Source organism: Alkalibacillus flavidus, from assembly GCF_040545925.1.
GTDB lineage: Bacteria > Bacillota > Bacilli > Bacillales > Alkalibacillaceae > Alkalibacillus > Alkalibacillus flavidus.
In genome coordinates this window covers 69564-92802 of sequence record NZ_JBEPMX010000005.1, presented here as the reverse complement: position 1 = coordinate 92802, position 23239 = coordinate 69564, and the positions used below count along the sequence as shown (strand labels likewise).

Annotated in this window: 25 protein-coding genes, 1 pseudogene and 1 riboswitch; of the genes and pseudogenes, 17 read left to right on the top strand and 9 right to left on the bottom strand. The window is 40.6% G+C overall.

Going from position 1 to position 23239, the window contains the following annotated elements:
• The first annotated feature begins 17 nt into the window (after positions 1-17).
• Positions 18-1130: an NAD(P)/FAD-dependent oxidoreductase gene (locus ABID56_RS06335; protein WP_354219782.1), complete on the top strand. Its 1113-nt coding sequence runs from the start codon at positions 18-20 to the stop codon at positions 1128-1130.
• Positions 1131-1237: 107 nt separating this feature from the next.
• Here the strand turns inward: ABID56_RS06335 and ABID56_RS06330 are convergent, their stop codons facing one another.
• The 3 genes from ABID56_RS06330 to pepF all read right to left on the bottom strand — a co-directional run bounded on the left by ABID56_RS06330 (position 1238) and on the right by pepF (position 4277).
• Complete coding sequence (locus tag ABID56_RS06330) at positions 1238-1621, bottom strand: VOC family protein (RefSeq protein WP_354219781.1); 384 nt, start codon at positions 1619-1621, stop codon at positions 1238-1240.
• A 70-nt stretch (positions 1622-1691) separates the two neighbouring features.
• Positions 1692-2360, bottom strand: coding sequence for a Dph6-related ATP pyrophosphatase (locus tag ABID56_RS06325; protein WP_354219780.1), 669 nt, complete (start codon positions 2358-2360; stop codon positions 1692-1694).
• Positions 2361-2468: 108 nt separating this feature from the next.
• The gene (pepF, locus tag ABID56_RS06320; protein ID WP_354219779.1) at positions 2469-4277 is read right to left on the bottom strand and encodes an oligoendopeptidase F; all 1809 of its coding nucleotides are present in this window, start codon (positions 4275-4277) and stop codon (positions 2469-2471) included.
• A gap of 253 nt (positions 4278-4530) precedes the next feature.
• On the opposite strand from pepF, the gene gatC reads away from it, so the two are divergent.
• The 8 genes from gatC (at position 4531) to ABID56_RS06280 (ending at position 12167) form a co-directional block, all read left to right on the top strand.
• Positions 4531-4821, top strand: a complete 291-nt coding sequence (gene gatC, locus ABID56_RS06315) for an Asp-tRNA(Asn)/Glu-tRNA(Gln) amidotransferase subunit GatC (protein WP_354219778.1) — start codon at positions 4531-4533, stop codon at positions 4819-4821.
• A gap of 18 nt (positions 4822-4839) precedes the next feature.
• Positions 4840-6318 carry an Asp-tRNA(Asn)/Glu-tRNA(Gln) amidotransferase subunit GatA gene (gene gatA, locus ABID56_RS06310; protein WP_354219777.1) on the top strand — a complete coding sequence of 493 codons (1479 nt, stop codon included), beginning with the start codon at positions 4840-4842 and terminating at the stop codon, positions 6316-6318.
• On the top strand, positions 6315-7745 hold the full coding sequence (gatB, locus tag ABID56_RS06305) for an Asp-tRNA(Asn)/Glu-tRNA(Gln) amidotransferase subunit GatB (protein WP_354219776.1): 1431 nt from the start codon (positions 6315-6317) through the stop codon (positions 7743-7745). Before gatA ends, gatB begins: the two co-directional genes overlap by 4 nt.
• 30 nt (positions 7746-7775) lie before the next feature.
• Positions 7776-8147, top strand: coding sequence for a VOC family protein (locus tag ABID56_RS06300; RefSeq protein WP_354219775.1), 372 nt, complete (start codon positions 7776-7778; stop codon positions 8145-8147).
• The gene (locus ABID56_RS06295; RefSeq protein ID WP_354219774.1) at positions 8135-9082 is read left to right on the top strand and encodes a diacylglycerol kinase; all 948 of its coding nucleotides are present in this window, start codon (positions 8135-8137) and stop codon (positions 9080-9082) included. The genes ABID56_RS06300 and ABID56_RS06295 overlap by 13 nt, the downstream gene beginning before the upstream one ends.
• Positions 9083-9232: 150 nt before the next feature.
• On the top strand, positions 9233-10609 hold the full coding sequence (rlmD, locus tag ABID56_RS06290; RefSeq protein ID WP_354219773.1) for a 23S rRNA (uracil(1939)-C(5))-methyltransferase RlmD: 1377 nt from the start codon (positions 9233-9235) through the stop codon (positions 10607-10609).
• Between the two features lie 2 nt (positions 10610-10611).
• Positions 10612-10809: a hypothetical protein gene (locus ABID56_RS06285; protein WP_354219772.1), complete on the top strand. Its 198-nt coding sequence runs from the start codon at positions 10612-10614 to the stop codon at positions 10807-10809.
• A gap of 356 nt (positions 10810-11165) precedes the next feature.
• Positions 11166-12167, top strand: a complete 1002-nt coding sequence (locus ABID56_RS06280; protein WP_354219846.1) for a tRNA dihydrouridine synthase — start codon at positions 11166-11168, stop codon at positions 12165-12167.
• A 173-nt stretch (positions 12168-12340) separates the two neighbouring features.
• Here ABID56_RS06280 and ABID56_RS06275 read toward each other — a convergent pair whose 3' ends face one another.
• Positions 12341-12610, bottom strand: coding sequence for a YesK family protein (locus tag ABID56_RS06275; protein WP_354219771.1), 270 nt, complete (start codon positions 12608-12610; stop codon positions 12341-12343).
• Positions 12611-12679: 69 nt separating this feature from the next.
• Positions 12680-13066 carry a DUF3021 family protein gene (locus ABID56_RS06270; protein ID WP_354219770.1) on the bottom strand — a complete coding sequence of 129 codons (387 nt, stop codon included), beginning with the start codon at positions 13064-13066 and terminating at the stop codon, positions 12680-12682.
• A 237-nt stretch (positions 13067-13303) separates the two neighbouring features.
• Between ABID56_RS06270 and ABID56_RS06265 the strand changes: the two genes are divergently transcribed.
• Complete coding sequence (locus tag ABID56_RS06265; RefSeq protein WP_354219769.1) at positions 13304-14053, top strand: SDR family NAD(P)-dependent oxidoreductase; 750 nt, start codon at positions 13304-13306, stop codon at positions 14051-14053.
• Between the two features lie 149 nt (positions 14054-14202).
• Here the strand turns inward: ABID56_RS06265 and ABID56_RS06260 are convergent, their stop codons facing one another.
• A complete protein-coding gene (locus ABID56_RS06260; RefSeq protein ID WP_354219768.1) occupies positions 14203-15015 on the bottom strand; it encodes a hypothetical protein in 813 nt (270 codons plus the stop codon).
• Between the two features lie 469 nt (positions 15016-15484).
• Here ABID56_RS06260 and ABID56_RS06255 point away from each other — a divergent pair, with 469 nt between their 5' ends.
• Complete coding sequence (locus ABID56_RS06255) at positions 15485-15928, top strand: LytTR family DNA-binding domain-containing protein (RefSeq protein WP_354219767.1); 444 nt, start codon at positions 15485-15487, stop codon at positions 15926-15928.
• A gap of 11 nt (positions 15929-15939) precedes the next feature.
• Complete coding sequence (locus tag ABID56_RS06250; protein WP_354219766.1) at positions 15940-16344, top strand: DUF3021 domain-containing protein; 405 nt, start codon at positions 15940-15942, stop codon at positions 16342-16344.
• Positions 16345-16466: 122 nt separating this feature from the next.
• Here the strand turns inward: ABID56_RS06250 and ABID56_RS06245 are convergent, their stop codons facing one another.
• Complete coding sequence (locus tag ABID56_RS06245; RefSeq protein ID WP_354219765.1) at positions 16467-17183, bottom strand: hypothetical protein; 717 nt, start codon at positions 17181-17183, stop codon at positions 16467-16469.
• A gap of 229 nt (positions 17184-17412) precedes the next feature.
• Positions 17413-17497: riboswitch (cyclic di-GMP riboswitch) on the top strand.
• 241 nt (positions 17498-17738) lie between these two features.
• On the opposite strand from ABID56_RS06245, the gene ABID56_RS06240 reads away from it, so the two are divergent.
• The 3 genes and pseudogenes from ABID56_RS06240 to ABID56_RS06230 all read left to right on the top strand — a co-directional run bounded on the left by ABID56_RS06240 (position 17739) and on the right by ABID56_RS06230 (position 18744).
• Positions 17739-17873 (top strand): hypothetical protein, encoded by a 135-nt coding sequence (locus tag ABID56_RS06240; RefSeq protein ID WP_354219764.1) that lies wholly within the window; start codon positions 17739-17741, stop codon positions 17871-17873.
• A gap of 10 nt (positions 17874-17883) precedes the next feature.
• Positions 17884-18294, top strand: a pseudogene (locus ABID56_RS06235) (EAL domain-containing protein); the annotation flags it as partial.
• Between the two features lie 105 nt (positions 18295-18399).
• Complete coding sequence (locus tag ABID56_RS06230; RefSeq protein WP_354219763.1) at positions 18400-18744, top strand: DUF488 domain-containing protein; 345 nt, start codon at positions 18400-18402, stop codon at positions 18742-18744.
• A gap of 29 nt (positions 18745-18773) precedes the next feature.
• Here the strand turns inward: ABID56_RS06230 and sda (ABID56_RS06225) are convergent, their stop codons facing one another.
• Positions 18774-18923 (bottom strand): sporulation histidine kinase inhibitor Sda, encoded by a 150-nt coding sequence (gene sda / locus ABID56_RS06225; RefSeq protein ID WP_354219762.1) that lies wholly within the window; start codon positions 18921-18923, stop codon positions 18774-18776.
• Positions 18924-19124: 201 nt separating this feature from the next.
• Between sda (ABID56_RS06225) and ABID56_RS06220 the strand changes: the two genes are divergently transcribed.
• Entirely contained in the window at positions 19125-20822 is a 1698-nt protein-coding gene (locus tag ABID56_RS06220; protein ID WP_354219761.1) for a methyl-accepting chemotaxis protein, read from the top strand.
• Between the two features lie 403 nt (positions 20823-21225).
• Here ABID56_RS06220 and sda (ABID56_RS06215) read toward each other — a convergent pair whose 3' ends face one another.
• A complete protein-coding gene (gene sda / locus ABID56_RS06215; RefSeq protein ID WP_354219760.1) occupies positions 21226-21363 on the bottom strand; it encodes a sporulation histidine kinase inhibitor Sda in 138 nt (45 codons plus the stop codon).
• A 288-nt stretch (positions 21364-21651) separates the two neighbouring features.
• On the opposite strand from sda (ABID56_RS06215), the gene ABID56_RS06210 reads away from it, so the two are divergent.
• Positions 21652-23106, top strand: a complete 1455-nt coding sequence (locus ABID56_RS06210; protein WP_354219759.1) for a protein adenylyltransferase SelO — start codon at positions 21652-21654, stop codon at positions 23104-23106.
• The last annotated feature ends 133 nt before the right edge of the window (positions 23107-23239 follow it).

Here is a 23239-nt window from a genome sequence, read left to right as displayed (position 1 = left end):
GAGAAAGGATTGAGCATATGACGACGGTCGTTGTCGGCGGTGGCATATTAGGTGCTTCTACTGCCTATCATTTAGCGAAAAAAGGTGAAGACGTCACCATTATAGATCGAAAAGATGAAGGTCAAGCAACGGATGCAGCAGCAGGTATCGTTTGCCCGTGGTTATCACAACGTAGAAATAAAGCATGGTACGAATTAGTCAAACGAGGGGCACGTTATTATCCAGACCTTGTCGAACAACTAAAGGCAAAAGGTATGCGGAAAACAGGTTATAAACAAGTGGGCACGATTAGTTTACATACGGATGGTCATAAGCTTGATCAAATGGTTGAACGTGCTGAAAAACGACGTGAAGGTGCCCCGGAAATTGGTGAGATTAAGCGACTATCTCCAGAAGAAGTACGCGACATGTTTCCGCCGATTTCAGATGCTTACGGTGGCGTTTATGTGAGCGGCGGTGCACGCGTCGATGGTCGTGCGATGCGCGATGCTCTGTTATCAGGTGCGATTCATTATGGCGCAACGGTTCGCACCGGTGAGGCGAGTTTAATTGCGGACGGGGATAGAATCACACAAGTTGGCGTACAAAGTGACATCATTGATGCGGACCAAGTGATCGATACAGCCGGTGCCTGGTCGAAACAGCTTGTGAAACCCGTCGGTATTGATTACGACGTCACACCACAACGCGCACAAATCGTTCACTTAGATTTAGTCGGTGAAGATACGGGTGATTGGCCTGTCGTTATGCCACCAAGCAACGGCTATTTATTAACATTTGCAGGCGGTCGAATCGTCGCAGGAGCGACACGGACGGATTATGCTGGATTTGATTACCGTACGACCGCAAGTGGGATTCGCGATATTCTTGACCAAGCCTTAACGATTGCGCCTGGCTTAGAAGACGCCTCGATTTTAGAAACGCGTGTAGGCTTTCGTCCGTACACACCAGGGTTCTTGCCGATCATTGGACCGATGCCTGGCTACGAAGGCTTATTCGTCGCTAATGGACTTGGCGCAACGGGTTTAACCGCAGGGCCGTTTCTTGGGTCTGTGTTAGCTGATTTGGCATTAGGGGAAGAGATTGATTTAGATTTAACACAGTATGATGTGAGCGAAGCGTTGAAGTGATTTATAAAAGCCTTAAGATTGTCCGGACAATCTTAAGGCTTTTTTAAAATAAAATATTACTATTTCTGTGATTCTTCCCACATCGCAGCGCGTTCTTCGAATGTCGTTTATTCATGCACTTCATGTAACATCCACATGTACCCAAATGGATCCATGAAAATGGCGTTGGATAAGCCAAAATCAGTCATCTCAGTAACAGGTTGAATCTCGATGCAACCTTGATCCATAGCTAGTTGATAAGTTTTGTTAATATCATCAACGGTTATATTTACCCAACTAGTGTTGGGGTTTTCTGAAGATGGCGCTACTAAAAAGGCCTCACGATTTTCGTCTAATAAATGAAATTGCATACCATATAAAGTAAATAGTACTTCATTTTGCCCTTCAGGTAAATCGGTTGCCTTCACGTCTTCGAGGTCAAACACGTTTTCATATACTTTCAAAGCGTCTAAACTACTACTGACTACCATATCAAGCTCAATGCTTCCCATACTTGAATCACTCCTCTTTTTTCCTTTGTCTTTAGTCATTCGCTATTAACCACATCAATTCCTGCCATAATCAATCTTTAATATACACATCACGATAATGATAAAAAGGCCCTTCTGACATAAAATCGCTTAATTGAACCGGTAATGCTCGTTTGAGTAAAGGGCCACTGACGACAAATGTATGAAATTCGCCGTTTTCGCCACATGGATCGACTGTATCCGGCAATGCTTGTAACGTCTGACGATTTAATGACCTCCCTAAAAATGGTTTAGGAACACGATTCGGATCAATCGTCGTGATCCATGTGTCGTAGCCTAACGTTAAAAAGTCGTCGATTAAGTGAGCAGTTGATTGTTGCCAAAGTGGAAAGATTGCTTCGAGTGTTAACCCTTCTAACTGATTTTCGCGAAAGGTGCGTACATCGGATAGATTAATGTCGCCAAATACGATATGTGTGATACCATCTTGCTCAGCTTGTGTTAACCCTTCACGCATGCGGGCGTGATACTCTTCATTTGAAGGTGATGTAGGTAAGTATATTTTTTGTAGTGGGAGCCCCAGTGCTTCAGCTTGTAGGTCGAGTAATGCTTCGTCGGTTTCGTGAACGCTTGCACGATGGTCGTTTTCGTCGACTGTTGTCATTAAACGATCGACTATAACATCATCTCGTTTTAACATATAGTGCAAAGCTAGCATTGAATCTTTGCCGCCACTATGCGATATTGCTACGCGTTTCATTAAGACAACTCCCTATATGTCATAGTTTAGCCATACTATAACATAATTGAAACCTTTATAAACAAACAATCCCCGTTTGATCTTAAGTCAAACGGGGATAGAACGGTTTTATTGTGTTTGATAACTCTTTTCGACTTCTGTCACAAGTGAATCGACGTATGAAACAGCCTTCTTAATTGGTTCAGGTGTCGTCATATCAACGCCTGCATATTTCATAAGTTCCTGTGGCGTTTTTGATCCGCCAAGTTTCAATACTTCTAACCAACGATCAATCGCAGGTTGGCCTTCTTCTTTGAATAACTGTGAAACAGCAGTTGAAGCGGTTAAGCCGGCTGAATAAGTGTATGGGTATAAGCCCATGTAATAGTGCGGTTGACGCATCCATGTGAGCTCAGCGCCTTCATCGATTTCGACATCATCGCCCCAGAAGTTGCGAAGTGTTTCTCCTTTTTGTTGTTTTAACGTACTCGCTGTTAGCGGATCGCCTTGTTCTGCTAGAGCGTAAACACGGCGTTGGAATTCGCCCTCAAGCAAGTGTGTGACAAAGTTATGATAGTACGTCCCTAATAGTTGTAGGACAATCCAACGACGTTTGCGCGGGTCATCAGTGTTCTCTAGCAAATGATCAGCCAATAATAATTCGTTCATCGTCGATGGTGCTTCGATAAAGTAAGTCGATGGACGGGTGTTGAAGAGGTGTTGATTTTCATTAGCTAAATATAAATGACCTGCATGACCGAGTTCATGTGCTAATGTAAAGGCACCACGCATTTGACCAGTAAAGGTTAATAAAATATACGGGTGAACACCGTAAGGGCTTGCGCAGAATGCACCTGTTGATTTACCGACGTTATCAGCATAATCTACCCAACGCTCATTTAGACCACGCTCAATAATACTTGTATACTCAGGTCCCATTACTTTTAGCGCTTCTAAGATTGTCTCGGAGACGTCTTCATAAGATGATTCAGGATTGAATTCGGGATCTAAAGGTGCTTTTAGATCAGCAAAATGGAGTTTGTCTAATCCATATGCTTCTTGTTTGAGTTTCGCAAAACGACGCATCACGGGCGCGAGTTCTTCTTGAATGACGTTAAGTTGGTTGTGATACATCTCTTCTGTTACTTTTTGTGGTTGCAGTAACATTTGTGTAACTGATTCATAACCGCGTGCTCGAGATAATGCGACTTCCTTTTTTACTTGCGTCGCATAGGTCGCAGCGTATGTGTTTTCGTATTGCTTTAATGTGTTCACAAACGATTCGTAGGCTTTATGACGAACTTCAGTGTCGGCTGACATTTCGTATTCGTCTTCGTACAACGCAAATGAATTCGTATATTCGGTGCCGTCACTTGTCGTGAACGATTCGAAATCCATATCGGATGATTTGCTGCGTTGATAAATCATATAAGGTGCCGAGTGGATCTCACCTAATGATGCGAGGACTTCTTCTGTTTCAGGTGCTAGCGTATAAGGTTTACGTTTCAGCAAGTCTTCTAATGTGTTTTGATAGATTTTCAGTTCATCGTGTTCGTTTAAATATTGTTCGATCGTCCCATCTGGTAAAGTCAATACTTCTGAGTCGAAGAAAGCAAGCTCTGATTGGATTTTCGCAAATGCAGAAGACACTTTCGCTGACATTGCTTGGTTGTCTGGGTTCGTGCCGTCTTCAGATGAGCGCAAGTTCGCATACGTTCCAACGCGAATCATTTTCTTTTGCAATTCGGCTTGGGCGTCAAGACATGCCTTTAACACATCGGCCCCTTCGTTAAGGCGTCCTTTATATTGAGTCACGTTAGGTGTTAATTGGTCTAATTCACTTAACGCTTGTTCCCATTCTTCATTTGATTGAAATAAATCGTCTAATGCCCACGTTTGTTCTGTTGGGACTTCCTGTCTCGTTAATCGATTCGCCATGATTCAAAAACCTCCAATAAAATATTTCGTAAGTCTAAATAATATTATATATGATATTGTCTGCCTTGTCATATAAATCTGACAATTTATCTTTAGAAATTTATCGCACATTTTCGATCATTTCCTGCAAAATCATTCATATTTCCCGGGCAATAAATGATATAATAAGCGTGGTGAAAATATTGCCATTGTGATGGAAAATTTGCTATGATGAATAGTATTGTGAAGTGAAATATGGACGGAGGTGTCATGGATGTCGAAAATATCAAAAGATCAAGTAAAACACGTCGCTAATCTTGCTCGTCTCGCCATTTCTGAGGAAGAATCTGAGAAATATAGTGAGCAATTGAGTGCGATTATCGATTTTTCCGAACAACTAAACGAGCTCGATACAACAGATGTTGAGCCAACGACACATGTGTTAGATATGAAAAATGTGATGCGTCAAGATGAACCAAAAGAGTGGATTTCTAAAGAAGACGCACTTAAAAATGCGCCGGATCAACAAGATGGTCAATTCCGTGTGCCATCAATTTTAGACTAATAAGGAGGGACAATTGCGATGTCTGTTTTAGACTTATCTATAAAAGAGTTACAAACGAAACTAAATCAAAAAGATTTAACTGTAACGGAACTCGTTCAAGCTGTTTATGATCGAATTCGTGAAACGGACGATGACGTTCAAGCGTTTGTGACGTTAAATGAAGAGAATGCTTTACAGGAAGCGAAAGCATTAGATGAAGCGGTCGAAGATGAACAACACTTACCGCTTTTCGGTATGCCGATCGGAATTAAAGATAATATCGTAACGAAAGGATTGCGCACGACATGTTCCAGCCAATTGCTATCGAATTTGGACGATCCGTTATACGATGCAACGGTCGTTCAACATTTATCAGATGCTAAAGCGATTAATGTTGGTAAATTAAATATGGACGAATTCGCGATGGGATCATCAACAGAGAATTCGAGTATGCAAGTGACGCGTAATCCGTGGAACACTGATTATGTACCAGGTGGTTCGAGCGGTGGTTCGGCCGCAGCCGTTGCAGCTGGACAAGTACCGTTTGCCTTAGGGTCTGATACAGGTGGTTCGGTTCGTCAGCCAGCGTCGTATTGTGGTGTTGTCGGCATGAAGCCTACATACGGCCGTGTGTCACGTTTCGGACTGGTTGCCTTCGCATCATCACTTGATCAAATCGGTCCATTAACGCGTACTGTTGAAGACAACGCGCGTATTTTAGAAGTGATCGCGGGTCAAGACAAAATGGATTCAACGAGTGCAAACGTTGACGTTCCTTCGTACAGTGATGCGTTAACAGGTGACGTGAACGGTTTGAAAATTGCGGTACCGAAAGAATACTTTGCTGATGGCGTTGATGAAAACGTGAAAGCGAGCGTCCGTGAAGCGTTAAATGTTCTAGAACAACAAGGCGCGACGTGGGAAGAAGTCTCACTTCCACATTCTCAATATGCTGTGGCAACGTACTATATGATCGCCTCATCAGAAGCATCTGCCAACTTGGCGCGTTTCGACGGTGTACGTTACGGCAACCGTGCTGAGAATGCAGAAGATATGATGGATATGTTTATGAAATCTCGTAGCGAAGGCTTCGGTGATGAAGTCAAACGTCGTATCATGCTCGGAACGTTTGCGTTAAGTTCAGGGTATTACGATGCCTATTATAAAAAAGCGCAACAAGTACGTACTTTAATTAAACAAGACTTTGACCAAATCTTCGAAAACTACGATGTTGTTATTGGCCCAACAGCACCGACGACAGCATTTAAGATTGGTGATCAAATTGATGATCCACTGACCATGTATGCGAACGATATTATGACGATCCCAGTTAACTTAGCAGGTGTTCCGGGTATTTCAGTGCCTTGTGGTTTCCATCCAGAGAATCAAATGCCTGTCGGGTTACAAATTATCGGTAAACATTTCGATGAATCGACCGTGTACCGCGTGGCGCATGCGTATGAGCAAGCGACTGATCATCACAAACAACAACCACAACTAGGAGGTGCCAAGTCATGAATTTCGAAACAGTGATTGGTTTAGAAGTCCACGTTGAATTAAAAACGAAATCAAAAATTTTCAGCCCGAGTCCGAACGCATTTGGCGATGAACCAAACAGTAACGTCAACCCAATCGACCTTGGTTACCCTGGTGTGTTACCTGTTTTAAATGAAGAAGCAGTCAATTACGCGATGACCGCGGCGATGGCATTGAACTGCGACATTGCTACGAACACGAAGTTCGACCGGAAAAACTATTTCTACCCAGATAACCCGAAAGCGTACCAAATTTCACAATTTGATCAGCCGATCGGTGAAAATGGTTATATTGAAATAGAAGTGAACGGTGAAACGAAGCGAATTGGCATTACGCGCCTTCACTTAGAAGAAGATGCGGGTAAATTAACGCACGGTGATGACGGTTACTCACTCGTTGACTATAACCGTCAGGGTACCCCACTGGTTGAGATTGTGTCAGAACCAGACATTCGTACACCTGAAGAAGCATATGCTTATTTAGAGAAGCTGCGTAATATCATTCAGTTCACGGGCGTATCTGACGTAAAAATGCAAGAAGGGTCGCTCCGTTGTGACGCGAATATTTCATTACGTCCATACGGGCAAGACGAGTTCGGGGTTAAGACAGAGCTTAAAAACTTAAACTCGTTTAACTTCGTGCAAAAAGGGTTAGAGTTTGAAGAGAAGCGTCAGGAAAAAGTATTACGTCAAGGTGGCGAAATGCTTCAAGAAACGCGCCGTTATGACGAGAAGACGAAAGAAACGGTCTTAATGCGTGTGAAGGAAGGGTCAGATGACTATCGTTATTTCCCAGAGCCTGACTTAATTCCGCTTTATATTGATGACGATTGGAAAACGCGTGTTCGTGAAGCAATCCCAGAGTTGCCTGACTCTCGTCGCCATCGCTACGTGAATGACCTCGGATTAGATGAGTATGACGCAAGTGTGTTGACGAATACGAAAGAAATGTCCGATTTCTTCGAGGCAACCATTGAACACGGAGCTGACGCGAAGCAAGCAACGAACTGGCTGATGGGTGATATTTCGGCTTATATGAACAAACAGCAATTGGAGTTAAATGAATTACCGATCACACCTGAAGCCCTCGCCAAAATGGTTGATTTAATCGAAGAAGGTACATTGTCATCAAAACTTGCGAAGAAAGTCGTGACTGAGCTCGTCCAAAACGGTGGCGATCCAGAACAAATTGTGAAGGATAAAGGCTTAGTGCAAATTTCCGATGAAAATCAATTACGCGAGATCATTACAGGAATTTTAGATAACAACGAACAGTCAATTGAGGATTATAAGAACGGTAAAGATAAAGCGCTCGGTTTCTTAGTCGGTCAAGTGATGAAAGAAACAAAAGGTCAAGCGAACCCGCCAATGGTGAATAAGATTATTTTAGAAGAAATGGACAAACGATAACACGCGATTGAGGCGAGAGGAGGTGGTCACATGTCGTTTACCTTTAAACGGATTGACCACGTACAATTAGCAGCCCCAAGACAGTCAGAAGCTGAAGCACGTCAGTTTTTTGCTGGTGTATTAGGATTTGACGAAATCGAGAAACCAGACGCTTTAAAAGCGAACGGTGGTGTCTGGTTTGCTTTTGGTGATCAGCAATTGCACGTTGGTGTCGAGGAGTCATTTTACCCTGCGGAAAAGGCGCATCCAGCTTTTGAGATAACAGGTTTGGATGCGTTTAAACAGCACTTGGATGATAACCTCGTCACGTATACAGAAGATCAGAAGTTGCCTGGTGCGAAACGGATTTATGTACACGATCCGTTCGGCAATCGTTTAGAAGTGTTGGAATGGCTCGATTAAACGATGCTATGACGTCGGTTAATAGAAACGAAGGTGAAGGTATGACAGTAAAACGAGCACGATTGATTTACAATCCAACATCCGGGCGTGAAGCGATGCGCAAAGCACTTCCTGATGTATTAGAACGGTTAGAGCAAGCTGGGTTTGAAACATCTGCTCATGCGACAACAGGAGAAGGTTGTGCAAAGGACGCTGCTGTTGTCGCGTGTCAGCGTGAGTTTGATGTGATTATTGCAGCTGGCGGTGACGGCACAGTCAATGAAGTCGTTGATGGTATGGCGAGACAATCGTATCGACCTGCTTTAGGCGTCATTCCGATGGGGACGACGAACGACTTTGCTAGAGCAATTGGTGTCCCGCGTGATGTCCATGCTGCACTAGATATTATTTTAAATGGTTTTACGAAAAAGCTCGATATCGGCCAAGCGAACGATAAACATTTCATGAATATTGCTGGTGGTGGCAAGCTGACTGAACTGACGTATGAAGTGCCTAGCAAGCTCAAAACCGCAATCGGACAACTCGCTTATTACTTAAAAGGAATAGAAATGTTACCGTCAATCCGTCCGACGCATATGAAAATAGACTATGATGGTCAAGTGTATGAAGGCGATACGATGTTATTTTTAATTGCCAACACAAATTCGATTGGTGGTTTTGAAAAACTAGCCCCGGAAGCTGAGATGGATGATGGTTATTTTGATTTACTCATTATGAAAGCGACGAATATAGCTGAACTCGTCATGATTGCTAACAAAGCGTTGCGGGGTAATCATATTCATGATGACCATATTATTTTCACACGCGCTCAATCGATTACAGTGGAATCAGATGAAGACGTCCAGTTGAATTTGGACGGTGAACACGGTGGGCAATTGCCTGGGACGTTTACTAATTTATATCGACATATTGAATTCTTTTTACCAGAAGAATAATAGAGGCCTCTTTGTAGGTCTCTTTTTTTAGGCATTAGGAGTGAAAAGCGGAATATATTAAATTTTCAAAAAATTGATAAGGATTTTAGCTTTAAAGCTTACCTTGTTTTAGCTATAATGGGTAAGAGATAACATGAAGGACGGGTGACCATGGGAAAAGCGAATGCACCAGTAAAGAAAAACGACTATATTGATTTAACGTTTAGCGATCTGACTCACGAAGGAGAAGGTGTCGGGAAAATTGATGGCTATCCAATATTCGTGCCGTACGGATTGCCAGGCGAGTCAGCGAAGGTCAAAGTAATTAAAGTGAAGAAAAACTTAGCGTTCGGCAAACTGATTGAACGCTATGAGTCGAGTGACGATCGTATAGAACCGCCGTGTGACGTGTTTTACAAATGTGGTGGTTGTCAGTTGCAACATATGACTTACGACCGTCAATTAACGATGAAACAAAAACAAGTCCAAGATGTGATGAAGAAAATCGCTCAAATGCCAGATGTGCCAGTCCACCCAACGATTGGTATGACAGAACCGTGGAACTATCGTAATAAAGTTCAAATACCAGTCGGTAAGCGATACGGAAAAGTGATGACCGGCTTTTATCAAAAACGAACGCATAACATTATCGACATGGATACGTGTCCTGTCCAGAGCGATGATAATGATAAGGTCGTGCGCGGCATTCGTGATATCATTGCTGAGTTAGGTATTGAACCGTACGACGAAGAAACGCATGATGGTGTGATTCGCCATATTGTTTTACGGACGGGGTACCATTCTGATGAGATGATGGTCGTGATCGTGACGAAAACGAAAGATTTACCTTACCAGGATGCTTTTGTTGAACGGATCAAAGCGCTCAATCCGAATATTAAGGGTATCATTCAAAATATTAATGCTGATGAAACGAATGTTATTATGGGTGAAACCTCCCATACGTTATGGGGAGAAGACGTGATAGTCGATAAGATTCACGATTTAGAATTTGCGATATCAGCGCAATCATTTTATCAAGTAAACCCTGAACAAACGGAGAAACTGTACGATAAAGCGTTAGAATACGCTCAGTTATCAGGGAAGGAATCGGTTATTGACGCTTATTGCGGCATTGGATCGATTTCGCTTTTCTTAGCGCAACATGCGAAAAAAGTGTACGGCGTTGAAGTCGTCCCGCAAGCCGTTGATGATGCGAAGGCGAATGCGAAACGCAACCATATTGATAATGCGGAATTTTACGTCGGCGAAGCAGAAAAAGTGATGCCATGGTGGAAAGCGCAAGGCCTCAATCCTGATGTCGTCGTCGTTGATCCACCACGCAAAGGCTGTGATGAAAACTTACTACAAGCGATGATCGACATGGAACCAAAGCGCATCGTCTATGTGTCATGTAACCCATCGACGTTAGCACGCGATTTGAGTTATTTAGCTGAGGGAGGCTATGAGACGAAAGAAATCCAACCCGTTGACATGTTCCCGCAGGCGAGTCATGTCGAGTCGGTTACGTTATTAGAAAAGAAGGGTTAATGATGGAAGTAAATAAAAAATGGTTATCAATACCAGAAGATATTCGAGAGAAGTTGATGACGAATGTCTTTTGTTCAAAATGTAGAGGTAATGCAACGATCACGGACTTCAAGGTAGAAGGTCATGATCTCGGCATTGTATTGCTAGGTAAATGTCAAGCATGTGGCAATGATGTTGCTCGAGTTGTTGAATTAGACTAACTAGACTTGGGGGATTTAAAGTAAGTGTTATTTTATTTGACGTTCTTTATAGTTATGTTAATGGGTCTTTGGATTTATAACTTTTTGATTTCTTCTTCATCTTATCAAACTTTATTAGACATCATCATTACGACGACCTTAGCTACATTTTTTTATTGGTTAATCGATCGCATATTAAAGCAGAGAACGAATAGTAGGTCAGATGATTAAACCAATTATATGCTATTTATATTTTCCAGTCGCATTTCCCTTGCACTTTGAGCCTGAACCTATTAAAGTATATAATGGTTTTAGTAAAGAGATTATAAATGACTTTATTTTATAAATGAAATCGCAAGGAAAGGGTTCGAAGCATGATGACAGATAATTTTTGGCATGAGTTGCCGAAGCCGTTTTTCGTGTTGGCGCCGATGGAAGCAGTGACGGACGTCGTGTTTCGTCACGTGATTAGTGAAGCGGCCCGGCCGGATGTGTTTTTTACGGAGTTTACGAATTCAGAGAGCTATTGTCACCCAGACGGACGTGATAGTGTGCGCGGTCGTTTGACGTTTACCGAAGACGAGCAGCCGATCGTGGCGCATATTTGGGGCGATAAACCGGAATATTTCCGCCAAATGAGTATTGGTATGGCTGAGATGGGTTATCGTGGTATTGATATTAATATGGGGTGCCCTGCGCCAAATGTCGCGACGAAAGGCAAAGGGTGTGGCCTCATCAAACGTCCTGAGTTAGCGGCTGACCTTATTGAAGCAGCCAAAGCAGGTGGTCTTCCTGTTAGCGTTAAGACGCGTTTAGGCTATACGTACGTAGATGAATGGTATGATTGGTTAAAGCATTTGTTTGAGCAAGACATTACGAACCTATCAATTCATCTACGCACGAAAAAAGAAATGAGTAACTATGATGCGCATTGGGAGCTCATTCCTGAGATTAAGAAACTTCGTGATGAAGTAGCACCGCATACATTGCTAACGATTAATGGAGATATTCCTGATCGACAAAAAGGCTTAGAGCTTGTTGAAAAATACGGCGTTGATGGGGTTATGATTGGACGTGGTGTATTCCATAATCCATTCGCATTTGAAACAGAAAAGCAAGAGCATACGAGTGAAGAATTACTGGATTTACTGAGATTGCAACTTGATTTGCATGACAAGTATTCAGAAGAGCTTGAGCCACGCATTTTTAAGCCGTTACGTCGCTTCTTCAAAATCTATGTCAAAGGCTTTCACGGAGCAAGTGCGCTTCGAAACAAGTTGATGGAGACGGAATCGACTGATGAAGTCAGAGCATTACTAGATGAATTTCAAGAAACGCAAGGTATCAAAGAAGACCAGGCGTTTTCGGTGTCAAATTGAATAGATTTTACTTAAAGAGGGAAGCTGAGTGCTTTCCTCTTTTTTGATGACATAGTCTTTTGGAAAAATTCATCATAATCTAATGCGATTTGAACTAAAAAGAGGGCAACTTTCTTAGCGGAAAATGTTCACTTTTTTCAATTAGCTCACTTGTTAACGCATGAACTGCTTAACTACTGTTTATCAGTGTCCTTATTACCGATTGCAAAAGAAAAAAATGCAAAAATAATTAACAAGAAACTAAGTAAACCATAAGCTGCCCCTTCGAAACCTCTAATGGTAACAAAACCGATATAGAAGAGAACGACAGCAGCTATAATTAGTAAGATTCCAGGTAACATCCTTATAAATTGGTGAAAATCTTTTTTATTGAACCACCACGAAAGTGTCATAATAATAATCCCTGGTATTAATGCCATTAAGAAAGGCGCTGCAACCATCATCAAAATCCCTCCTTACTTAAACATTATTTCACAATTAAAAATGCTATTCTCGATTGTTCAATAACAAACTCATTCTGTTTTCACATGATTAAATTTCCTAATCAGCTTAGAAGCGAAGTATGTTGCGATAAACAAAATAATTCCTACCATATTAAACTCAATAAAAACTTTTACAAAATTCGTAACGGAATTCAGAGGGTAAAAACCACTAAGAAGTATAGTTGGGAAAACCGTAAACAGCATGACCCCATAATGAGCCAGGATTTGTTTTGAAAATGTCCATTGAGGGATTTCATATATGACACTGCTGAGTCCTAAGAAAAAAGCAATGACTCCGTAAAAGAAGAAGACATTTGATTCCTCTACTTGCCCTTGTAATCTATTCCATAAAGAAATGATGAATAATAAAACAAGCGGTATTAGCCCTCTAAACAATCCCTTTGATAATAACTTCAAATCAATCTTCCTTCCAATGGACCAATCATGATTATGTCATCATCGACATACTCACTGTGAAAAAAATGGATATTTATTTTATGTCATTGTACCATATTAAAGGAATCTCAAGTAGTTATAATTTTGGGAAAGAAATAACTAAACGCTTCATATATTCGTCACAACAAACTGACTCACTTTGTTTTAGTTCTTCAAAATAATGGAATACTAAATTAGTCATTTAGAGGAGGTATAATCATGAGTCAAACAGCTATTATTACTGGTGGCGGCAGTGGTTTAGGTCAATCAACTGCGAAAAAGCTAGCAGAACAAGGTATTAATATTGCGGTCGTCGATATTGATGAAGAAGGTGGACAGGAAACTGTTGAAATCGTCAAACAAGCGGGAGCTGATGCAACCTTTATTAAAGCGGACGTGTCGAAAGAAAAAGAGGTCAAAAACTATGTCGATCAAACCGTTGAACAATTTGGTTCAATCGATTATTTCTTTAATAACGCCGGGATTTCCGGAAGTGGACAGTATTTCTTAGATACAGACATTGAAGAAATTGATAAGATCGTCGGCATTAACCTATTAGGTGCCCTTTATGGCATGCATTACGTAGCAGATGTCATGGTGAAAAATGGTGGTGGATCGATTGTGAATACATCATCAAGCGCAGGTGTGATCGGACAAGATACAGTCGTTACTTATTCCGCTACAAAGCATGGCATTGTGGGTATGACGAAGAGCATGGTTGCTGAATATGCAAAAGATGGTCTGTGTGTGAATGCGATTGCACCAGGTCCAACTGAAACACCGATGGTTAAGCAGTATTTCGACAATAATCCACAAATGAAGGAGAACGCTGAACAAGGTATTCTACAAAAACGATTAGGCACACCAGAAGAAGTCGCAGAACTTGTGACGTTTTTACTGACGTCTAATGCTGGTTATGTGAATGGCGATGTGATTCGTATTGATGGTGGATTTACGAATACGAAATAGTCGTGGCTAGAGTACGGCCATTATAAAGTGACTTTATGTTCAAAAAGGAAATCTCAATTTGATTTGTTTTAATCAATTATCAAATTAACCGCTCAGAAATTATCTGAGCGGTTAATTTATATTTTAGAATCTCAAAAAAGGCCCCAGCTTTATTGCTTCACTCGCGCTATAAATAAATAGCCAATCACTGCAAGTAGTCGAGTCTTATCATCTTCGTTCAACTTATCCGACAATTCCACGATGTCATTTTGTATATCTCTAAATACATTTGTGTATTCGTGAGGAAACTTTCCGTTATAAAAGTAAGCCCACTGATTCCCATCTTCATCTTTCCAACTAAAATTCCCAGAAAATCCTGATGCCTTAATTGAGAGAATGGGTTCTTCTTTTTCGTTAAATAATTGTCCCTTTATATGGAATAGGGCATTTAATTCCTTCTGTATATATGTACCGATATCATTCTGTTCTTGGTTTGTGATATTCAGGTTAACTTGCTTAAGCCAACCTTTTTTATGGAAGGTGAATTGGGTTTTTCCGTCATGGGTTACAAACGAAAATGATAATGGAATGAATTCAATAAACGAATCCCGATAAAAGATTAATGGGTAAAGCCATGACGGTATTTTTATTGGTTTAATCATACCAATATACCTACCATTTTTCTCAAACAACAACAATCTAGGAATAAAAGTTGCATCCTTTTTTATAACGATGTGATCGAGATTTAAAAGCTCTTGATCAGAATTTGGCAACTCGAAGTGTTTCACCTTATTGTACTGTGAACGACTTATAAAAATGACCGAGAAGATGAAGCCGATGGGAAAAAGAAAGAATAACATCTCCAGCCATTGCGTTGTCGTTTTAGGTGGGTGAAAAAGAGACCACCCTATTATAATAAGTAACAAAACTGCTAACAAAATATAACCTAATTTTTCTCTGCGCTTATACATGTCTGCAATCAAAAAAAGTCTCCTTTATAATCACATTTAAACTCCTTCTTACGATAAGTTTTTGTTAATAGATTTCAAAGCCTGGGTCGCCTATTTTGAAATAGCACCTGTTTATGACAGCTAATCTAATCCTCCACTAATTCACTTGATCCATTGCATTCTTCAGCAAATCGTTCGAACCGTTGGGACAAAGCTTCGTGATCCATCTCGTTCCTCCTATCATCTATGAGAGACACTTTTGAACGCCAGCGTGTACATAAAATTATTCCATTAACTGGTACTAAACGCAAGGTGAAACTGATTTAAATAACTGATTGGATCATTTAATTGTGATAGAGGTATCTTCATCAGAATCACTTTGCATTTCGTCACTTCACATGGACGTTTCATCTGAATTGCCTTCCGTTATATTAATGCCTTTTATATAATGTGAATTAAATTAAATACATTATTAAACATGTTTCACAGAAAGGATGAGTTGATGGAATTAAAAGTTGAGTACGATGATTCGTTACCTGATGACTTAACGATTTTACGGACTAAATCCCATCATTCGTATGTGGATAAAGTCAGTCAGTTATTTGAGGATCCATTTCCGTCGAATATGATTATTACCCAGGAAGGATCAAGTTTTTCGCCGATCGAATTAAATCAAATTCATTTCTTTTTTACAGAAAACAAAGCAGTATATGCCAACACTGAATCTGGTAAACAAAAGGTTCAGGAAAGGCTCTATGAAATTGAATCCCGTCTTCCTAGTCATTTCGTAAGGATATCACGATTTGAAATTGTCAATTTACAATGGGTTAAACGGTTTGAATATACGTTTGGTGGTCGGATTATTCTTCACCTTAAAAATGATGAAACACTTTATACAACGAGATCTTACACAAAGAAAATAAAAAATATTTTATTTAGAAAGTGAGGTTTTTTATTATGATGAAACAGAGATTGCTAACGCTTATACTCGTTATGTCTTTATCAGCTAATGCCATGGTGATTGTCACCTGGTTTATTACAGACGCCATGGGTTACGAGTTGATTAGTCCGCTTTACTTGTTTAGAAATATGGTTTCAGCTATTGTAATTGTGGGCGTGAATACAGTGTTTGGGTGGTTTTATTCTAAGGATGTCAGTCCATTTGTTATCGTCGGTTTACACTTCTTGTTGGCGATCACGACGTTTATACTCTTAGGCATATGGGCTGAATGGTTTCCGTTTGATGGAGGAGCCATTTTAAGCGTTTCGTTAATTTATACGGTGATATTCATTGCGATTTGGCTTGGTCATTATCTTTATTGGAAGAATAAGATCGACCAAATGAACAATAAACTTGGCTGAAGAGAACTGGTTTATAAAGGCGTTACAATAGCCGTGAATGATGTCTTTGGTTTTGCTGAAAAAGTATATAATAAGTGGTAGCGTATGATGAGGTCTTTTCTCGTAGTCGGGAAAAGACTTTTTTATGTTGCGTGATTGTGTCGTATTAAATGCTCTAAACGCAACAAGGAGGAAAACGTTAATAAAAAACGTTCGAGATGATTTGGTTCGTGATTTAATTGGTCATAGATTGGGCGTGCATGTCTAATAATATCGTCTCTGACGTCCATATCAAATGGGTATAAATCAGTTAATGGGAAGTATAAGCCGTCGCAGAAGGGGAGAAGTATACCGGTGACGATCGATTTTTCTTGAGGCATTGTAAACGAAGGGACGGGATAGAAGATTTCGAGAGGTGTTTCGGTGAGGATATCGATTGCGACATGCGCGTTACCACCGAACGGTTCGTAAATGTAATAAAAACTAGGCTGAACGTTTCGCCATTCTTGTAACCAGGACCTTAGAATCGGCCACTTATTAAAATAGTCGGCGTTGTCACGTTCGAAATCGGATAAGATCGTATGATCGGGATCGTGTTGAATGTTGTATAAGATTTGGGTCCAGAATCCGAGCCCTCTAACGGTCAATTCTTTTTCCTTTGTGACATTGTGTTCGTTAATAAAATTGTCTAAAGCATCGCCGTTTGCATCATGGAATTGAGCTATGATGTTATGGACGAATTTTAGGTAGACATGGCTCAATAATTCTTGTCTTAAGTTGTCTGACATTGAATACTCATGCCGATACGTTTTCGTGTTTTCGAGTGATTGGGTGAAAGATAAGATGTTGTTTTCTTTCATTGGTACAGCTCCTTTATGAAATATGGGATTACTCCGTTATTAATATTCGACAACGATTGTGAATATCCTGCTAGTCGATCAAAAAATTAATGTTACTTGAAGGCTGTCATAGGCGGATGTGCATGATCGTTTTGGCCAAAGATAACATCGTTCTTTCAAAAAAGTATAGAAAAATGTAAAATTTTGCGTTACAATATATCTGAATATTTAGTTAATTCGTCATACCTTTAACGACAAACGGCAAACTTACTGAAAAGTTAGGACGCAAAGCTTCAGAACTAAGGCACATAAGCTATGATGGCTAAATTTCCGATGTAAAGGCATGTAATAACTGAGTCTTCCTAAACATGAGATTTCATTGTTAGGGGCCTCTATGATGCGTCCTTAAGACAAGACAATTGTGTGAAGATATGTGACAAGTGAACTTGTCAAAGTAAAGGAGTGGGCGCAAATGCAAGATTTAATCAGTCGTGTGATTGATGAAGGTGAGTTTGTTCATCATTTCAACCCATATATCATGAAGATGGTGAAACGGCTATAGGATATGAGGCATTGTTGCGTACAACGTTGTGTGATAGCCCGAAGACAGTCTTCGATATGGCTCAAGAAACTGATCGTTTAATCGATTTAGATTGGAAATCGATTGAGTTAGCGATAACATCCTTTTCGGGGGTCGTCTTTAGCCGATAACGCGTCGTTATTTGTGAATATCTATCCTTCGACTTTGTTACCCAATGCGTTTCAATCATTTTTTCATCAATTAATTGCAAAATCGGCAATTAAACCGGAACAGATCGTAGTTGAAATTAATGAGGCAGAGGTTATTCCGAATCTTTTTGAATTTCAGGATGTTGTACAAGACATCAAATCAATTGGTGTTCGAATAGCCATTGACGATTTTGGAAAAGATGCTTCGTCATTCCAACGGGTTTTGAGACTAGAATCTGATTTAATTAAATTTGATAAAGAATTAACTTATACGTTAGCAGATCGCACAATGGGGAATATGAAACAACTTGAAAGATTAATAGCCTATTGTAAACGTGTCACACCAGTCGTAGTTTTGAAGGTATCGAGACCGCTAAGCAGTTGGGTCAGGCAAAAGAATTAGGTGGGACGTATTTTTAAGGCTTTTTCTTAGATAAGCCGAAGTCTGTTGATGAGTTAGTAAACGAATTAGATGCGTTGAATAAATAAGCATAACGGAGATGGTGATATGGGTTCTATTCATTTGAAACGAATTTATGATGACTATGCTGAAACAGATGGCTACCGCGTGCTAGTCGATCGCTTGTGGCCTCGTGGTGTGTCTAAGGAAAAAGCGCAAGTTGATTACTGGCCCAAAGAATTAACGCCAAGCAAGTCATTGCGACAGTCGTTACATAACGACGAACTTGACTGGGAGTCATTTAAAAAAGCATATCGCGATGAACTAGAACAGGACGATCACGTTGATGAAGCGGTTCGTCATTTGAGCGAACAGTTAAATCATGGCGATGTAACATTGTTATTTGCATCTAAAAACACAACAGTAAATCATGCCCAAGTGCTAAAAGGATGACTTGAAAAACGTGTTTAACTAAGGCATCACTAAACAATGTGGTTGTGTAACAAGTTCTTCGGGATAAAGCCCCGGTAAGATAACTCTTTTTCGATTAAGAAGATGAAATCAGCTGATATGTTTAAGTTAATCGCTTCTAAATACGCATTGATGAGGCTTAAGTCATCCAATTGATGCACGTTAATCCCTCCAAAGTGTCCTTTTAAAACTATATACCCATCCGTTCTAGACTTAAACATTATTTTAAACAACTATTGCTATAAACCATAATGACGACAATTATCGACATATTTTGTCTAAATTTATTTACTTTTATGACTAATAAGCTTATAATAATTTCATAGTATTTTAGGCGTATGGCTTAATGAGGAGGACGTCTTATGAAGAAGTTGAGATTGAAAAATATGAACATAGGTTGGAAGTACGGTTCTGCATTAATTATCGTGTTTTTATTATTTGGAATAGCGACCGCAGCTGTAGCTTGGCAAGTACAAGGTATTGGTCAAGATGTTGATGCATTAGAACGCCGAGGCGATCGTGCGATAAATATACAGAAAATGGGATCCTTAACACGTTCGCAAGGTATAAGAATTGAGGCTTATGCACGTGAGGAAAATGATGAATTCGTCACTGAGTATGAAGATCGTGCCAGCCAATTTAACGACATTGCGAATGGGATGGAAGCAAGATTAGACACTGAGAAACAACAAAATTTATTTACGCAAATTATGGATAATAAGCAACAAATGGATCAATTATTTAATGAACTTGTAAATGCATCTAGTAATGCACAACAAGTTTCGGTGGCAAATGAAGCTGGAGAAGTTAGGTCTACTACAATAGATTTAATCAGCCAATTAGAAACCACGGTTAACGAAGATCGCCAAGAGGCCATTGCTGACGCTAAGCAAAGTCAGACGACAACGATGATTGTTTTGATTGCAGCGATCGTCGTTGCCATTGTGATTGGAGCGGTTATCGTTATAGCGATAAGCCGTGTTGTGAAGACGAATTTAACGAAAGTTGTCGATGTTAGCAATCAAGTTGCGCAAAATAACTTAGCCGTAGAGAAAATTGACTACGATGGTAATGATGAAATTGGTCAAATGGCTGAAGCAACGAACGCGATGGTTGATAACTTGAAAGAAATGGTTGGACGTATTTCAGAGATTTCTGAGACAGTTAGTAGTCAAAGTGAAGAGTTGAATCAGTCGTCTAATGAAGTCAAAGAAGGCGCAGAACAAATTTCATCGACGATGGAAGAGCTGTCATCTGGTGCTGAATCACAAGCGAATAATGCGAGTGATTTATCTAAGAATATGACGCAGTTTGACCAACAAGTGCAAGAATCGAATGAGAGTGGCCAAATGATTCATGAATCGTCGAAAGAAGTGCTAGAATTGACTGGCGATGGACAAGACATGATGACGCAATCTGTTCAACAGATGGCGACAGTGGATCAAATTGTTAAAGATGCGGTTGAGAAAGTCGATAGCTTAGATCAGCAATCACAACAAATTTCGAAACTCGTATCCGTTATTCAAGATATTGCTGAACAAACGAATTTATTAGCATTAAACGCAGCAATCGAAGCGGCGCGTGCTGGAGAGCATGGTCAAGGTTTCGCGGTCGTAGCGGATGAGGTTCGTAAATTGGCTGAGCAAGTGTCCAATTCGGTTGGTGAGATTACAGGCATTGTCGATTCGATCCAAAATGAATCATCGAATGTTGTGAACTCCTTGCAGTCTGGTTACAGTGAAGTTGAAAAAGGAACGGAACAAATTAAGACAACTGGAGAAACATTCGATCAGATTTCCGGTGCTGTAGGCGAAATGTCAAATCAGATCCAACAAGTAACAGAAAATTTATCTGACATTGCATCGAAGACGCAAGAGATGAACTCAAGTGTTCAAGAAATTGCATCAGTTTCTGAAGAATCGGCAGCAGGTATTCAGCAAACGTCGTCATCAGCTGAAGAATCAGCAGCGACGATGGAAGAAGTAGCCGCAAGTTCTGATCAGCTAGCGCAACTAGCTGAGGACTTAAACGGTCTTGTGCGCGAATTTAAATTAAAGTAATGATGTATAAACAAAACGAGATGGATATAAAGTCCATCTCGTTTTGTTTTTTTCTCAGGATCTGTTAAAGTCTAATGTTGATTTTAAATGATATAGCACTGAGTTGTTGAATTGTGAGGAGCGAAGGTGGCGACTCCTGCGGGAACAGCACGAGTCTCAAGACCCCGCAGGCCACGCTTTTGGGCCGAGGAGGCTTGAGCCGTGCCCGCGGAAAGCGTCCACCGGTAGCGGATCACAATATCAACAACGGACTTTAACATAGCTTTTTTCATAAGTAAAGAAGCCTTGGTATGTGCGTATCAACACATAACCAAGGCTTCATTTAAGAAAAAAGGGGGAACTTTTTTCAAGCGTTTTCGCCGTAATAGTATACCCCTTTTGTCACAAATTAAACGTTCGTGCATCAAGATTTAAGGTCATGAGGCTTGTATCCTCTTAAGGTGAGTTCGCGTTCGATTAATTGAATAAAATCGTTATCTAACTTTAACCTAATAGCTTCACGGTAGGCTTCGATTAATGTCGTATCATTTAGTTCGTACACGTTTAATCCTCCTGCTTACAATGATGGGATTGTCGTGTTGATGAATCGTGATTCATTTCATTAGTATACACGATGATTTAAAAAAGTCCAGCGTTTTCAACGAAAGTTTAAATAATTTTATTTAAATCCAACAAATTGTTAATAATTATTGAATTTCGAATTATTTTTGTGGTGATTTTAGTCGAATTTTGTATAGTTTTTGTCGAAATGCGCATAAGCTATATTTTAGACAGAATCGTCAGCAATGTGTTTATATGAAAGTAATCATTAATATAAAGTAGGGATAATATGAGTGAAATCGGTTGGCGTTTGCAACAGCCATATATGCAGTTACCAGATAAGTTTTATGAAGAGATTGAACCTGAGCCTGTTCGGGATCCACAGCTTGTTTTTCTAAATGGAAATTTAGCGCAATCGCTTGAGTTAGATCCTTATAAATTGCAATCAGAAGAAGGTGTGCAGCAGTTAGTCGGTAATCAATTGCCACATGGTGCTCGACCGATCTCGCAAGCATATGCAGGGCATCAGTTTGGCAGTTTTACAATGTTAGGCGATGGCCGAGCCCATTTACTGGGTGAACACGTTACATCAGATGGTAGACGATTTGATATTCAGTTAAAAGGATCTGGTCAAACGCCATATTCACGCGGAGGTGACGGGCGTGCGGTGTTAGGACCGATGTTACGCGAATATGTCATCAGTGAAGCGTTGCATGCTTTAGGTGTACCGACGAATCGCAGTTTAGCTGTGTCGGTGACAGGAGAGCCTGTCCGACGTGAACAGACAGAAATCGGTGCGGTGTTAATGCGCGTGTCAGCTAGTCATTTACGTGTCGGAACGTTTCAATATGCAAGGCAGTGGGGAAGTGTTGACGATTTAAAAGCACTTGCTGATTATGCGCTTGAACGACATTTTGAAGGGTATGAAGAAGCAGACAATCGGTATTTGTTTTTGCTTGAAGAAGTTGTGAAACGTCAGGCAAAAACGGTTAGTCAGTGGCAACTAATCGGATTCGTTCACGGGGTGATGAATACAGATAATATGACGATCAGTGGTGAGTCGATTGACTACGGGCCGTGTGCGTTTATGAATACGTATGATCAGGAAACGGTGTTTAGCTCGATCGACTTTTACGGGCGATATAAGTATGGTAATCAACCGAAAATCGCCGCTTGGAATTTAGCGCGATTTGCGGAAAGTTTACTGCCGTTGATTGGTGATGATGATGAGACGTTAAAGCGTGCAGAAGAAGTGGTGCACCGGTTTATTGATTATTACCGTGATGAATGGATGCGAGGTATGAGGCGGAAGCTCGGTTTAGTCAATGAAGAAGACGCTGATGAGACGTTAATTGATGATTTATTAACGTTGATGAAAGAGCATGAAGCGGATTTCACCAATACGTTCCGTGGCCTGACGTTAAGTGAATATGAAGGGATGGCTCTATTTCAAATGGATGGTTTTAAAGAGTGGAAGAGTCGATGGGAAGAGAGGTTAACGCGTCAAGAGGCTAAGAGTGATGATGTGGCGGAATTGATGCGTCAATCTAACCCGGCCATCATTCCGCGAAACAATCATGTTGAAGCAGCGATCCGTGCGGCTGAAGAAGAAGGTGATTTGTCGGCGATGGATGACTTACTGCGGGTGTTATCGAATCCTTATGCGTATTCCGACGAGCAAGAGGCTTACACCGAGCCACCTGATGAATCAGACGATGATTTTGTGACGTATTGTGGAACATGATAGATGAGAAAAAGGGTGAGCTGAAGTGTAATCTTCAGCTCACCCTTTTTGCATGTAAAATTGGATTTATGAAATAACTCGACCGAGTTATTTCATAAGTTCCCTAACTTATCTCAAAAGTTAGCGGATTTAT